This window comes from Pseudomonas citronellolis, assembly GCF_900112375.1.
GTDB lineage: Bacteria > Pseudomonadota > Gammaproteobacteria > Pseudomonadales > Pseudomonadaceae > Pseudomonas > Pseudomonas citronellolis.
The window spans coordinates 1-16,584 of record NZ_FOLS01000023.1 but is presented as its reverse complement, the minus strand read 5'-3'; the positions used below and the strand labels follow the sequence as shown (position 1 = coordinate 16,584).

Sequence of the window (16,584 nt, the reverse complement as noted above, 5' to 3'; positions counted from 1 at the left end):
CGTCATCCATTGGCACTTGGGTGCCATGTCGGATTTTTCTTATATTGATTAAACAGGCGCTTTTAAGGTGCCGTTTTTCAGGCTCTTCCATTAGATTAGGCAGCCGAGAAAGTTGGCTGTTGTATCGAGTTATCGTCGTTTGTGAGGTTGCCTTGAAAAAGATCAAGATCGTTCTGGCGGATGATCACGCAGTAGTATTGATGGGAGTCCGTGGGATTCTGGAACGTCATCCGCAATATCAAGTGGCATGTGAGGTGCGAACTTCTGGTGAGCTGGTCGAGGCATTGCGACGGGAACATTTCGATATCGCGATCATCGACTTCAGCATGCCTGGGGACGAAGTCTACGGGGACGGTGTGCGCTTCATCGGCTACCTGGTGCGTAACTTCCCCGAGGTGAGGTTCCTGGTCTTCACCATGCTGTCCAACCGCCTGGTGCTGGACCGCCTGTGCGAGCTCGGGGTGCAGGGCGTGGTGCGCAAGGACGCGGGCATGGCCCAGTTGCTGTCGGCCCTGGACGCCCTGTGCAAGGGCCGCCGGGTGCTCAACCCCTGCACCGGCGACGGCGGCGACCTGCACAGCCGCCTGACCTCGCTCTCGGTCAAGGAATACGAGGTGTTGCGGCTGTTCGTCTCAGGCTTGCGCGTGTGTGAAATCGCGCGCCTGCTGCGGCGCAGCGACAAGACCATCAGCGCGCAGAAGGCATCGGCCAAGCGCCGTCTCGGCGTGAGCACGGACCAGGAATTGCTGGCCTGCTGCCTCGAGAAGCATTTCTTCGACTGATAGCCAACGAGCTTCGACCACCTGGAAAAAGCGGGCCCATGCGGCCCGCTTTTTTATTTCCGTTTTTCATCCGTGGCGGTGATTTGGCAGTTCGGTTTTCAGAATGGGTTAAGAATTTTCCGATGGTGTATCGGAATTTATCGGCTTGGGTTGATTCGGGAAAATCCTAATTATTGCCGGTGATTAATTTTTAATGCTTGCCCACCACTGAAAAGGAATTCCCGAGTTTTCTATTGGATGGCCCGGGCTGGATATTACATGGCACTGGGACAATTCCTTTTCGAGTCATCCCGTGTTCACGAAATTGAAGAAACAGCCTTATCAGGCGGGAGCTCACATGGCCGCGATTCAACTGATTGCGAAAAGTTCGGGGCAGGTTACCGATGTCAGCGGCAAGAACCTGTTGTCGCTGGCGCACCCCTGCGTGGTGAAGATCGCGGCCGCGCCCGACAGCATCCAGTCCATCGGCCGAAATGGCGACAGCCTGGTGATCCGTTTGAAGAACGGCGAAGTCATCAATATTGACAATTTCTTCCAGGCCGTGAACGGCGTGCGCCACGACCTGGTGCTGGAGGCCCCCGGCGGCGAACTGTGGCTGGCGGACCAGAATGAGCCCTGGGTGACCACCGAACTGGACTCCATCGAGCAACTGCTGGCGGAACGCAGCGACGACACGTACGCCGTCTTCGGCGTGCTGCCGCTTGCCGGCCTCGGCGCCCTGGGTGTCGGCGGCCTGGCCGCAGCGGCGGGGGGCGGTGGTGGCGGCGGTGGCTCGGACGGCGGCACCGCTACCACCGTCGCCGATGAGAGCGGCAACTGGGCATTCCCGGAAAATACGCTGGAAAACGGCTCGGACGGCAGCATCACCGAGCCCCCGGGTAATGTCAGCCCGCCCACCATTACCGAGCCGGCCGACGTGATCGCGCCTGAACCGCCAATCATCACCGACAACAACGGCAACGGCCTGGGCGGCACCGGCGAGCCGGAAGGTATCGTCACCGTGGAACTGCCGGATGGCAGCACCGTGACCACCGTCGTTGATGAAAACGGTAATTGGGAATTCCCGGAAAACCCGCTGGAAAACGGCGAGTCCGGCAGCATCACCATCACCGATCCCTCGGGTAACGTCAGCCCGCCGACCATTACCGAACCGACCGACGTCATTGCACCGGAACCGCCAGTCATCACCGATAACAACGGCGACGGTCTGAGCGGCACCGGTGAGCCGGAAGGTATCGTCACCGTCGAGCTGCCCGATGGCAGCACCGTCACCACCGTTGTCGATGAAAACGGTAATTGGGAGTTCCCGGAGAACCCGTTGGAAAACGGCGAGTCGGGCAGCATCACCATCACCGACCCGTCGGGCAACGTCAGTCCGCCGACCGTGACCGACCCGGCCGACGTGATCGCGCCGGAACCACCGATCGTCACCGACAACAACGGCAATGGCCTGGGCGGCACCGGCGAGCCGGAAGGCATCGTCACCGTCGAACTGCCCGATGGCAGCACCGTCACGACTGTCGTCGACGAGAACGGTAACTGGGAGTTCCCGGAGAACCCGCTGGAAAACGGCGAGTCAGGCAGCATCACCATTACTGATCCCTCGGGCAATGTCAGTCCGCCGACCGTGACCGAACCGGCCGACGTGATCGCCCCGGAGCCGCCAGTCATCACCGACAACAACGGCAGTGGTCTGAGCGGCACCGGCGAGCCGGAAGGTATCGTCACTGTCGAGCTGCCGGATGGCAGCACCGTGACCACCGTCGTCGACGAGAACGGCAATTGGGAGTTCCCGGAAAACCCGCTGGAGAACGGCGAGTCCGGCAACATCACCATCACCGATCCCTCAGGCAACGTCAGCCCGCCGACTACTACCGAACCGGCCGACGTCATTGCACCGGAACCGCCGGTCATCACCGACAACAATGGCGATGGCCTGAGCGGCACTGGCGAGCCGGAAGGCATCGTCACTGTCGAGCTGCCGGATGGCAGCACCGTGACCACCGTCGTCGACGAAAACGGCAATTGGGAGTTCCCGGAAAACCCGATGGAAAACGGCGAGTCCGGCAGCATCACCATCACCGACCCCTCGGGCAACGTCAGCCCGCCAACCATCACCGAGCCCGCGGATACCTCCGCCCCCGATATCTCCCAGGCCGAGGCGGGCCTCAGCCTGATCGACGATGTCGGCGCCATCACCGGGCCTATCGCCCAGGGTGGCCATACCGACGACGACCAACCCGAGTTCAAGGGCCAACTGGTCGGCGGCGATGCCGTGCTGGTGAACATCTACGACAACGGCGAACTGATCGGCAGCAGCCTGGTCGCCGCCGACGGCAGCTGGAGCTTCATTCCCACCCAGCCGCTGGCCGATGGCGAGCACAGCCTGCAGGCCAGCGCGATGGATGCCGCCGGCAATGTCAGTGCGATGCTGCCGGCCGACGGCTGGCGCTTCACCGTCGATACCCTCGCGCCCGTCGAGTTGCCGGAGGAGGGCGGCTCGCTGAGCCTGCTCGACGACGTCGGCAGCGTCACCGGCGAGATCGTCCGCGGTGGCGTGACCGATGATGCCAGGCCGACTTTCGGTGGCAGCGGCGCACCGGCCGACATCGTCAGCGTGAACGTCTACGACAACGGCGTGCTGATCGGCAGCGCCAGCGTCAGCGATGGCCAGTGGAGCTTCGAGCCGGCGCTGCCGCTGCTGGCCGGCGAGCACAACTTCCAGGCCGCGCTGGTGGATGCCGCCGGCAACGAAGGGCCGAAGAGCGCCGACTGGCCCTTCAGCCTCAAGCTGACGCCGCCGGCGGCGCCCTCCATCGAGCACGTCATCGACGACCAGGCGCCGATCACCAGCGGTCACCTGCAGCCGGGCGCGCAGACCGACGACCGCAGCCCGACCGTCAAGGGCACCGCCGAGGCGGGCACCGTGGTGCACCTGTACGTCAATGGCAGCGAGGTCGGCAGCGTCGCCACCGACGCCGAGGGCAACTGGTCGATCGACCTGGCCGACCTCGGCGCCGACGGCCTGAAGACCCTGACCGCCAAGGCCGTGGATTCGGCCGGGCAGTGGAGCCCGGCCACCGGCGGCTTCGACATCCTCCTCGACACCAGCGCGCCGGCCACCCCGGACGCGCCGAGCGCCCTGGACAACGTCGGCGCCGTCACTGGCCCCATCAGCGGCGGCGTGACCGACGACAGCACCCCGACCTTCGGCGGCAGCGCCGAGCCGGGCGCCACCGTCACCATCAAGGATCGCGACAACGTGCTGGGCACCGCCATCGTCGACGGCGACGGCAACTGGAGCTTCACCCCGGCCGAGGCGCTGGGGGAGGGCGAGCACAGCATCAGCACAGTGGTCACCGATGCCGCCGGCAACGCCAGCGAGCCCAGCGATGCGCTGGTGCTGGTGGTCGACACCCGGCCGCTGCAGGTCAGCGTGGCCAAGGCGCTGGACGATGCCGGCAGCCTGACCGCCGAGCTGGGCAACGGCGCGGTGACCGACGACCGCACGCCGACCCTGGTGGGCAGCGCCACCGCCGGCGCCCTGGTCACCGTCATGGACGGCGCCAGCGTGCTCGGCTCGGTCGTGGCCGATGCCGCCGGCGCCTGGAGCCTGGAACTGCCGGCGCAGGCCGATGGCAGCTACCTCTACAGCGTCACCGCCAGCAACGGCGCCAACAGCGCCAGCACCCGCTTCGAACTGACCATCGACGGCAGCGCGCCGGAGAAGCCCGGCGCGATCCTCGCCGCCGACAACCAGGGCGACGTCACCGGCCCGATCGACAACGGCGTGACCGATGACAGCACCCCGACCTTCAGCGGCAGCGCCGAGCCGGGCAGCGTCATCACCATCAAGGACGGCGACGAGGTGCTGGGCACTGCCACGGTCGACGGCGATGGCAACTGGAGCTTCACCCCGGCGCAACCGCTCACCGACGGCGAGCACGCCATCAGCGTGAGCGCCAGCGACGCGGCCGGCAACGTCAGCGAGCCGAGCGACGTGCTGACGATCGTGGTCGACACCAGCGACGTGATGGTCAGCATCGAGGCCGCCATCGACGACGTGGGTGAGCCCCAGAGCCTGAGCAACGCCGCGCTGACCAACGACACCACCCCGACCCTGGTCGGCAAGACCCTCGCCGACGCGCTAGTGGTCATTTCCGAAGACGGTGTCGAGATCGGCAGCGTCAGCGCCGATGCCGAGGGCAACTGGAGCTTCCAGCTGCCGGAGCAGGCCGATGGCGAACACAGCTACAGCGCCAGCGTCTCCAATGGTGCCAACAGCGGCAGCGCCGAATTCAGCCTGACCATCGACGGCACCGCGCCGGCGCCTGCGGAGCTGGTGCTGGCCATTGACGACCAGGGCCTGGTCCGCGGCCCGATCGCCGCCGGCGGTGTCACCGACGACGCCCTGCCGATGTTCTCCGGCAGGACCGAGGCCGGCGCCATCGTCACTCTCTTCGATGGCGCCGAGGTGCTGGGCAGCGTCACCGCCGACGCCAATGGCGACTGGAGCTTCACCCCGGCCCAGCCGCTGGCCGATGGCGAGCACAGCATCCGCGCGCAGGTCGCCGATGCCGCCGGCAACACCAGCGAGCCCGGCCCGGCGCTGGCGTTCAGCGTCGACACCGCGCCGGTCAGCGTCAGCGTGATCAAGGCTAGCGACAACGTCGGCGCCAAGCAGGGCGACCTGGCCGACAAGGCGCTCACCGACGACAACCGCCCGAGCCTGGCCGGCACCGCCAGCGCCGGCGCCATCGTCAGCATCCTCGACGGTTCGACGCTGCTCGGCTCGGTGCTCGCCGACGCCGCCGGCCAGTGGAGCCTGGAGCTGCCGGAGCAGGCCGACGGCAGCCACGTCTACGACATCCTGGCCACCGCCGCCAACGGCAACGAGGCCAGCACCCGCTTCGAACTGACCATCGACACCCAGGCCCCGGACGCCCCGGCGCTGGTCGTGGTGACCGACAACGTCGGCACGCAGCAGGGCGCCCTGGAGGCGGGCGCCGCCAGCGACGACAGCGCCGCGGTGATCAGCGGCAGCGGCGCCAACCCCGGCGACCTCATCACCATCCACGACAACGGCAGCCCGATCGGCAGCGCCATCGTCGACGCCGACGGCAACTGGAGCTACAAGCCGGAAACCCCGCTGGCCGAAGGCGAGCACGCGATCAGCGCCTCGGCCACCGACGCCGCCGGCAACGAAAGCGCGCAGGGCCCGGCGCTGAGCTTCGTGGTCGACACCACCGCGCCGGGCGCGATCACCGGCCTGGAATTGCTCGACGACGTGGAAGGCGGCGCCTTCGGCAGCATCGCCCTGGGCGAGCCGAGCAACGACGCCACGCCGACCTACAGCGGCCATGTCGAGGGCGACGCCGTGCTGGTGCGCATCTACGACAACGGCGAGCTGATCGGCTCGGCGAGCGTGGACGAAGCCGGCAACTGGCGCTTCGAGCCGCAGACGCCGCTGGCCGATGGCGCGCACAGCTTCCAGGCCGAGGCCCTGGACGCCGCCGGCAACCTCGGCCCGCGCAGCGAGGCCTGGGATTTCGTGGTCGACACCGCGCTGCCCGAGACGCCGCGCATCACCCGTGTGCAGGATGACTTCGGGTCGCAGCAGGGCGACCTCGACAAGGGCGCCAGCACCGACGACGTCAGCCTGAATCTCAGTGGCACCGGTAGCGCCGGCGCCACCCTGTTCCTCTACGTGCGCCTCAGCGATGACCCGCAGGTACCCAGCGAACTGCTGGGCTCCACCGTCATCGACGCCAACGGTGAGTGGAGCCTGGCCACCGACGACCTCACCCAGTTCGGCGGCGACGGCATGAAATACTTCTGGGCCAGCTCGCAAAGCCCCTCGGGGCAGATGAACGAGGCGCCCAGCGAGGACTTCCCGGTCGAGCTGCACACCGCGCTGCCGGAAGCCCCGCAACTGCTGGCGCTGGAGACCGAGGCCTTCACCAGCCAGGTCTGCGGCAACCTCACCAGCGACGCCACGCCGAGCATTTCCGGCAGCGGCGCGCCGGGCTCGCTGGTGCTGGTCTACGACAACGGCGAGGCGCTCGGTTCGGCGCTGGTGGACGAGGCCGGCAACTGGAGCTTCACCCCGCCAGCGCCGCTGGCCGACGGCCCGCACGCGCTCACCGCGACCCTCACCGACGCGGTGGGCAACGTCACCGAGCCCAGCGCGCCCTGGCTGTTCGTGATCGACACCCTGGCGCCGAACGTCGGCCTGGACATCAACACCGCCGAGCAACTGGCCGGGCAGACCGAGCCGGGGGCGATCGTCACGGTGATCGACAAGGCCGGCGAGGCGCACAGCGTCACCGCCGACCAGAACGGCCGCTGGAGCCTGCAGCCCAACCCGCTGGGCCTGGGCGAGGACGGCAGCATTTCGGTGGCGGACGCGGCGGGCAACCAATCGCAGCCCATCGTCATCCAGGGCGACGTGCTGGCCAGCTACGACCTCACGCGCTACACCAGCCAGGTCAACACCACCGAGGCCGGCCCGCAGGCCAACCCCAGCGTCACCACCCTGGCCGACGGCAGGATAGTGGTGGTCTGGCAGGGCGGCGACACCGGCAGCAACAATGCCGAGGTGTTCATGCAACTGTTCGCGGCCGATGGCGTGACGCGCATCGGCAGCGAGCAGCAGGTCAACCAGCGCAGCAGCTACAACCAGGACAGCCCGCAGGTGGTGGCCCTGGCCGACGGCGGCTACCTGGTGGTCTGGGAGTCCTGGCTGGCCGGCCCGGACACCAGCAACGACGGCATCATGGCGCGCCGCTACGGCGCCGATGGCAGCCCGCTGACCGACGAATTCGCCGTCAACCAGCTGACCGCCGGCGGCCAGCTGTCGGTCTCCGTGGTGGCGCACCCGGGCGGCGGCTACACCATCTCCTGGATCAGCGATCCCGATGGCGGTTCCACCGACAGGATCGTCCAGCGCAGCTTCGATGCCGACGACCAGCCGCTCGGCGGTGACGTGGTGGTGGGCAGCGGCACCGGCTATGGCGCCGAGGGCGCGCCGGCCATGGCGGCGTTCGTCGATGCCGCGCACCAGGGCATGTACGTCACCGTATGGAGCGGCCGCAACGGCCCGGGCGACAGCTCCGGCACCGGCGTCATCGGCCAGCTCCACGCGGCCGACGGCACCCCGCTGGGCGGCAACTTCCAGGTCAACGCCGGCACCGGCAACAACCAGGATTACCCGGACGTGATCACCCTCAAGGACGGCAGCTTCGTGGTGATCTGGGAGGGCAACCCGCCGGGCAGCACCGGCTTCGACGTCTACATGGCGCACTACAGCGTCGACCCGGCCACCGGCGCCGTGCAGCAGATCGGCCCGGGCGACGTGCGCGTCAACACCGGCATCGCCGGCGACCAGTACAAGCCCACCGCAGTGGCGCTGGACGACGGCGGCTACCTGGTCATCTGGGGCTCGGCCGGCGGCGACGGCAGCGGCTCGGCGATCTTCGCCCAGCGCTACGACGCCCAGGGCCACAAGCTGGGCCGCGAGTTCCTGGTCAACCCGACCACCGAGGGCAACCAGGGCTGGGCCGGCGACAACGTCGACATGAAGAACCTGCTGGACGCCACCCTGATGGCCGACGGCAGCGTCTACGTGACCTGGCAGAGCGACAAGGCCGACAACAGCAGCTGGGGCATCGAGGCCACGGTGATCGACATCGACGCCGGCTACTACTCCGAATTCCGCGTCAACGGCACCCTCGGCGGCGCCCAGGACCATTCGGCCACCGCGAGCCTGCCCAATGGCGGCTTCGTGGTGGTCTGGGAGTCGGCCTCGGGCGATGGTTCCAACGACTGCGTCATGGCCCAGCTGTTCGACGCCACCGGCATGCCGCTGGGCGGCGAGTTCGTGGTCAACACCAGCATCGGCGACTTCCAGGGCAAGCCGGCGGTAGCGGTGCTGGCCGACGGCAGCTTCGTGGTCAGCTGGACCAGCTACGCCGGCGGCAGCGACGCGATCATGCAGCAGAAGTTCGGCTACACCTACGACCTCGACGGCAACATCAGCGGCGCGCAGCCCCAGGGCGGCGAGTCCAGGGTCAACGTCAACGATGCCGACAGCCAGCGCTATTCCAGCATCACCGCGCTGGAAGACGGCGGCTACATGCTCAGCTGGAAGTCCTGGGAGGGCGGCGGCTGGCGCATCTACGCCCGCCAGTACGACGCCGACGGCTCGCCGGCCAGCGGCGACCTGCTGGTCAGCGCCACCCACTACACCAGCGACATCATCGGCGCCTCCATCAGCACCCTGGCCGATGGCCGCGTGGTGTTCACCTACGCGCGCAACCTCGGCGGCGGCGACGCCTACTTCCGTGTCTACGATCCGAACACCCAGAGCTTCGGGCCCGAGATCGTCGCCAACCAGACCACCGCCAACAGCCAGGCCTCGCCCAGCGTGTCGGGGCTGGCCAACGGCAACTTCATCGTCACCTGGGATTCCAACGACCACAGCGGCCCGGACCAGTCCGGCTACGGCATCTGGGGGCGCATCTTCGACGCCGCCGGCGTGCCGGTGGGCAACGAGTTCCTGCTCAGCACCAGCACCCTGGGCGACCAGGCCATGCCGGTGGTGGTGCCGCGCGCGGACGGCAGCTTCGTCGTGGTCTACCAGTCGGCTACCGACGCGGCGCCGGGCGCCGGTACCTGGGGCATCTACGCCCAGTACTTCGACGCCGCCGGCAACAAGGTCGGCCAGGAGCTGCACATCAACCAGTTGGTGAGCGGCGACCAGACTCAGGTCGACGCCACCTTCCTCGACAGCGGCAAGCTGTTCGTCAGCTGGACCGACAATGGCGTCGGCGATGGCAACGGCAGCGCTATCAAGGGCAGCCTGGTGGACCTCGACGAAACCCTCGGGCTGATTCCGCCGCCGCCGCTGGGCGAGGGCGCCACCGGCCTCGACTACGTGCCGGCCAGCCCGCCGCAGATCAGCGTGCTCAGCGTCGGCCTGGACACCAACAGCGCCGAGCGCCTGGGCGGGCGCACCGAGCCGGGGGCGACCGTCAGCGTGGTCGACGCCGAGGGTGTCACCCACACGGTGGTCGCCGACGAGTACGGCCGCTGGGACTTCTACCCCAACCCGCTGGCCCAGGGCGAGCAGGGCAGCCTGTCGGCCCATGACGGGGCCGGCCACCAGGCGCCGGCGGTGGCCATCCAGGGCGCGGCCCTGGCCGACTACCAGCTGGACCGCCACACCGTGGAAGTGAACAGCACCGAGGCCGGCCCGCAGACCAACCCGAGCGCGGCGACCCTGGCCGATGGCCGGATCATCGTGGTCTGGCAGAGCGGCACCGGCACCGACGTGTTCATGCAGCTGTTCGAGGCCGACGGCGTGACCCGCGTCGGCAGCGAACAGCAGGTCAACCAGCGCAACAGCGGCGACCAGGACGGCCCGCAGGTGGTGGCCCTGGCCGATGGCGGCTACCTGGTGGTCTGGGAGTCCTACCAGGCGGGCCCGGACTACAGCGGCGACGGCATCATGGCGCGCCGCTATGGCGCCGACGGCACGCCGCTGACCGACGAATTCCTGGTCAACGTGGCTACCCCGGGCGACCAGCGCCACCCCAGCGCCGTGGCGCACCCGGACGGCGGCTACACCATCAACTGGACGAGCAACCCCGACTCCGGCTCCACCGACCTGGTGGTGCAGCGCACCTTCGATGCCGACAACCAGCCACTCACCGGCGATGTGCTGGTGGGCAGCGGGCAGGCCTATGGCGCCGAGGGCGCTCCAGCCATGGCGGTGTTCGGCGATGCCGCGCACCGGGGCATGTACGTGACCGTGTGGACCGGCCGCAACGGCCCGAGCGATGCCTCCGGCACCGGCGTCATCGGCCAGCTCTACGCGGCCGACGGCACCGCGCTGGGCGGCAACTTCCAGGTCAACACCGGCGCCGGCAACGACCAGAACAACCCGGACGTGATCGTCCTCAAGGACGGCAGCTTCGTGGTGGTCTGGGAGGGTAACCCGCCGGGCAGCAGCGGCTTCGACGTCTACATGGCGCACTACAGCGTCGACCCGGCCACCGGCGCCGTGCAGCAGATCGGCATGGGCGATGTGCGTGTCAACACCGGCATCGCCGGCGACCAGTACAAGCCCACCGCGGTGGCGCTGGACGACGGCGGCTACCTGGTCATCTGGGGGGCGGCCGGCGGCGACGGCAGCGGTTCGGCGGTCTTCGCCCAGCGCTACGATGCCCAGGGCCACAAGGTCGGCCGCGAGTTCCTGGTCAACCCGACCACCGATGGCAACCAGGCTTCGAACGAGGCCGGCTCGAACGTGCTGGATGCCACCCTGATGGCCGACGGCAACGTCTACGTGACCTGGCAGAGCGACAAGTCCGACAGCAGCGGCTGGGGCATCGAGGGCACGGTGATCGACATCGACGCCGGCTACTTCTCCGAGTTCCGCGTCAACGGCACCCTGGGCGGCGCCCAGGACCATTCGGCTACCGCGAGCCTGCCCAACGGCGGCTTCATCGTCGTCTGGGAATCGGCCACGGGCGATGATTCCAACGACTGCATCATGGCCCAGCTGTTCGATGCCGCCGGCATGCCGGTGGGCGGCGAGTTCGTGGTCAACGCCACGACCGGCGACTTCCAGGGCAAGCCGGCGGTGGCGGTGCTGGCCGACGGCAGCTTCGTGGTCAACTGGACCAGCTACGCCGGCGGCAACGATGCGATCATGCAGCAGAAGTTCGGCTACACCTACGACCTCGACGGCAACATCAGCGGCGCGCAGCCCCAGGGCGGCGAGTCCATGGTCAACGTCAACGACGTCGGCCAGCAGCGCTTCTCCAGCATCACCGCGCTGGAGGACGGCGGCTACATCGTCAGCTGGAGCGCCAACACCAGCGGCACCAGTGGCAAGTGGCAGATATTCATGCGCCAGTACGCCGCCGATGGCTCGCCGGTGGGCGGCGACCGGCTGGTGGGCGACGCCACCTACCACACCACGGCGGGGCCGGACGCGGCGTCCCTGGCGACCCTGCTGGACGGCACCGTGGTGATCGCCTACAACCGCGACATCGGCGGCGCAGCGGGGGTGGAATCCTTCTTCCGCCTCTACGACCCGGCGACCGGGCTGCTGGGCGAGGAAATCCGCGCCAACCAGACCTCGGCCAACAAGCAGTCCTCGCCGGCGGTGTCGAGGCTGGCCAACGGCAACTTCATCGTCACCTGGGATTCCAACGACCACAGCGGCCCGGACCAGTCCGGCACCAGCACCTGGGGGCGCATCTTCGACGCCACCGGCGCGGCGCTGGGCAGCGAGTTCCTGGTGTCCAACAGCACCACCGGCGACCAGTCCGAGCCCATGGTGGTGGCCCGCGAGGGCGGCGGCTTCGTGGTGGTCTACGTGTCGCGCAGCGAGGCGGCGCCAGGCTCCGGCAGCTATGGCGTGTACGCCCAGTTCTTCGACGATGCCGGGCGCAAGGTCGGCCAGGAGCTGCACATCAACCAGCTGGTGAGCGGCGACCAGATGCAGGTCGACGCCACCTTCCTCGACAGCGGCAAGCTGTTCGTCAGCTGGACCGACAATGGCGTCGGCGATGGCAACGGCAGCGCCATCAAGGGCCGCCTGGTGGATCTGGACGAGACCCTCGGGCTGGCCCCGGCGGTGGCCGAGGGCGGCGCCACCCACGTCGACTACCTGCCGGTCTCCGACGCCGTGGGCACTGCCGCCGACGACATGCTCGACGCCCGCGGCTACACCACCGCCAGCGGCGGCGAGGGCAACGACGTCATCCTCATCGACGGCACCGGCTTCGCCCACATCGACGGCGGCGCCGGCTACGACATCCTGGTCTGGGCCTCACGCAATACGCTGGACCTGGGCCAGGTCGCCGACAAGCTGGAGGGCATCGAGGCCATCCGCCTGAGCGAAGGGCTGAGCCAGTCGCTGACGCTGAGCCTGGCCGACCTGCTGAAGGTCACCGAGCCCGACGGCGAGGCCCGGCACAGCCTGAGGATCACCGGCGACAGTGGCCAGAACGGCGTGGTCGACAGCGTCGACATCGACCTCGCGGACTGGGTGCGGCAGGCGCAGCAGGTCACCGAGGGCGCCGTCACCTACGACGTCTACACCTCGAAGAGCGCGTCCTATGCGCACCTGCTGATCCAGGAGGGCCTGTACGTGGTCTGAGCGTCCTGGCGCCGGGGGCGGCTGCTCCCGGCGCACTGGCTCCCTCCTGCGGCGCGAACCTCGTTCGCGCCGTTTTTCATTGCGGCCGGCGCGCCGGCCCGAGTCCGAAAAGCAGCGGGCGGCTTGAGGGATTTCCTAAAAGCCCGCTCCGGGCGGCGAAGTTCCTACGGCTTTAGGGAGTTTCCTAACCCATGCGCCGGCCCGCTGCTCTAGTCTGCCCGCGGTTCGTGGCGAGTACCCATGGCGCATGGGCGATGTCACTTCACTCACTTCGGGGAGAAATTACCAGATGGACGCAATTGAACTGATCGCGAAAAGCTCGGGGCAGGTGACCCCCGTGACCGGCAATGGCCCCCTGAGCCTGTCGCGGCCCGGCGTGGTGAAGATCGCCGCGGCGCCGGAGGACGTCCAATCCCTCAGCCGCAACGGCGACCACCTGCTGGTGCGCCTGAAGACCGGCAAGGTCATCACCGTCGAGAACTTCTTCCAGGGCTTCGATGGCGTACACAACGACCTGGTCCTGCAGGCGCCGGACGGCCAGCTGTGGCAGGCCGGCTACGAAGAGCCCTGGGACGGCATGGAACTGACCCGCCTGGACTCCGTCGATGAACTGCTGGCATTGCAGTCGGACGACCACAACGTCGCTTTCGGCCTGCTGGTGCCGGCGGCGGGGCTGGGCACCATCGGCGTGGGCAACATGCTCACCCAGCGCGACGGCGGTGGTGGCGGCAGCCCGCGTTCGGCGGGGCCGCTGCCGGAAGCCGGAGGGCCAGGCGCGCCGCAGATCCTGTTCAACAACCAGCAGGGCCTGACCGGCACCGCCGAGCCCGGCAGCCTGATCACCCTGATCCGCCCGGACGGCACCACCGAAACCACCACGGCCAGCCCCGACGGCACCTGGAGCTTCCTGCCCAACCCGCTGGAAGACGGCCAGTCCGGCAGCGTCACCGCGTCCAACGAAAGTGGCATCAGCCCGGCGGTGGACACCGGCCCGGCGGACCTGACGCCGCCGAAGGATCCGGTCGTCAGCGAGAACAACGCCAATGGCCTGTCCGGCACCGGCGAGGCGGGTGACACCATCATCCTCACCAAGCCCGATGGCAGTACCGTCACCACCCAGGTGGACGAGAACGGCAACTGGAGCTTCCCGGAGAACCCGCTGGGCAATGGCGAGTCGGGCTCGCTGGTGGAAGTGGACCCGGCCGGCAACCACAGCGGCAGTGTCGATACTGGCCTGGCTGACCTCGAAGTGCCGGAATCGCCGGTGGTCACCGAGAACAACGGCAACGGCCTGGGCGGCACCGGTGAGCCGGAAGGCATCGTCACCGTCGAGCTGCCTGACGGCAGCACCGTGACCGCCATTGTCGATGAGAACGGCAACTGGAAATTCCCGGAAAACCCGCTGGAGAACGGTGAGACCGGCAGCGTCACCATCACCGACCCTGCGGGCAACGTCAGCCCGCCGACTGTCACCGAGCCGGCCGACACCGTCGCGCCGGAACCGCCGATGGTCACCGAGAACAACGGCAACGGCCTGGGCGGCACCGGCGAGCCGGAGGGCATCGTCACCGTCGAGCTGCCCGATGGCAGCACTGTCACCACCGTGGTGGACGAGAACGGCAACTGGGTGCTTCCTGAAAATCCGCTGGAGAATGGCGAGACCGGCAGCGTCACCATCACCGACCCTGCGGGCAACGTCAGCCCGCCGACCATCACCGATCCGGCCGACCTGCTGCCGCCCGTGCTGCCCGAAGGGCTCGACTGGCTGCAACTGATCGACGACGTCGGCGAGGTGACGGGCGAGGTCGCCAAGGGCGGCGTGACCGACGACACGCGTCCCGAAGTGGTCGGCGACTGCGGCGCCGACAGCGATGCCGTACTGGCCTTCATCTACTTCGACGGCACGCTGCTGGGCAGTGCCACCGTCACCGCGGGCAAATGGAGCTTCCCCCTGGAAAGCGACCTCGCGGCGGGCGCCCATCAGTTCCAGGTGGAACTGCAGGACGCCGCCGGCAACCGTAGCGCCAAGAGCGAGCCTTGGGACTTCATCCTGGAGCTTCCCGATGCACCCGAGGCGCCGAGCATCGACTGGGTCCAGGACGACCAGGAGCCGCTGGTGGTCGAACTGCAAGCCGGGGACAGCACCAATGACCGCAGCCCCACCGTCGGTGGCAGCGGCGTGCCGGGCAGCCTGCTGACCCTGTACGTCGACGACCAGGCCGTGGGTAGCGTGACCGTGGGCGAAGATGGCAAGTGGGAAATCGCCATCGCCGACCTGGGCGTGGACGGAACGAAGCGCTTCACCGCCGAGCAGTCCGTGGGCGGGCAGGCCAGCCCGAAGAGCGAGGCGTGGGAGATAGTGCTGGATACCCAGGCGCCGGCCCGGCCGGTCATCGAACGGGTCTTCGACAACCTCGGTGACCAGCACGGCGACATCGAGCCCAATGGCGTGACCGACGATTTCTGGCCGGAGATCAGCGGCCGGGTCGAGGGTGGCGATGCGACGCACGTGAAACTCTTCGACAAGGGCATGCCGATCGGAACCGCCACGGTCAACGCGGACGGCACCTGGTCCTTCACCCCCGTCTCGTCGCTGGGCATAGGCCAGCACAGCCTGCAGGTCATCGCGGTGGACGCGGCAGGCAACGAGAGCCTGTTGAGCGACGCCTGGTCCTATGAAACCTACGTGCCGCCGCCGATAGAGCCGAGCATCATCGGCGTCCTGGACGACTACGGCGCCGAACAGGGTGCCCTGCAGAAGGAAGACTTCACCGACGACAGCACTCCGGTGGTGCGGGGCACGGGGCGCCCGGGGGATGTCATGGAGCTCTACCTGCAACTGGAGGGCGGCGAGCTGAATCTGGAAACCGCCTACCTGCTGGGCTCGGCCGTGATCGACGCAAAGGGCCACTGGCAGATCGAGTCCGACGACCTGGCCCAGTACGGCGGCTATGGCATGAAGTTCCTCTATGCCTCTTCCCATAACGAGGGTGGCGACCGCCTGGCACCTACCGGGGCATACCCCATCTACCTGGAGGATCCCGCCGCGCCGGGGCAGTTGCGTTCGTTGTCATCGGCGCTGGACGAACCGCGGGAGCCGGGCGTGGCAGAGGGCGAGGGTGCCGGGCTGATCCAGCAGGTGCTCGGCCTGGCCGTGGGCACGGGGGCCGCGCTGCCGGCCGACCCCGAGCCGGACCTGGCCGGGTTGCTGACCGATATCCGGCTGCCGCGACAGTTCCAGTTGGAGGCTGATGGGCCCCGGGACATCACCGAGCCCACCGGCGAGGTCTTCGCGCTGCTGTCGTCGGGCGAGCGCCTCGACCTGCTCGGCCTGCAGCACAGCCAGCAACTGGTGCTCTGACAGCCGGCTCCCGCCGTCCGCGGCGGGGTTCGTCACGAAGGGCGCGAACCTTGGGTTCGCGCCCTTTTTTGTTCGCGGCGGGCGCTTTCCGGGCCTTGTGAGGGGCTTGCCCTTCGCTTGCGCTGGCCCGAAGGGGAATAACCCAGAGACTTTTGGGTTGGGGGTTTGGTGTAGCGCGCCGCTCCGAGTGCGTTGATGTTTCTTGTTTCGCCCCCTCGGGCGAGTCCCTTTTGTCAAACGCCACAAAAGGAACCAAAAAGGCTTGCCCC

Annotated in this window: 3 protein-coding genes; all 3 read left to right on the top strand. The window is 68.1% G+C overall.

Translation table 11 applies throughout. The annotated features are described in order from the left end of the window. Positions 1 to 20 precede the first annotated feature (20 nt). The 3 genes from BM060_RS20795 (at position 21) to BM060_RS20785 (ending at position 16,315) form a co-directional block, all read left to right on the top strand. Positions 21 to 782, top strand: coding sequence for a response regulator (locus BM060_RS20795; RefSeq protein ID WP_307660539.1), 762 nt, complete (start codon positions 21 to 23; stop codon positions 780 to 782). A gap of 337 nt (positions 783 to 1,119) precedes the next feature. After that, entirely contained in the window at positions 1,120 to 12,954 is an 11,835-nt protein-coding gene (locus BM060_RS20790; RefSeq protein WP_074982579.1) for an Ig-like domain-containing protein, read from the top strand. Positions 12,955 to 13,243: 289 nt separating this feature from the next. Beyond that, positions 13,244 to 16,315, top strand: coding sequence for an Ig-like domain-containing protein (locus BM060_RS20785; RefSeq protein WP_074982576.1), 3,072 nt, complete (start codon positions 13,244 to 13,246; stop codon positions 16,313 to 16,315). Positions 16,316 to 16,584: the final 269 nt, after the last annotated feature.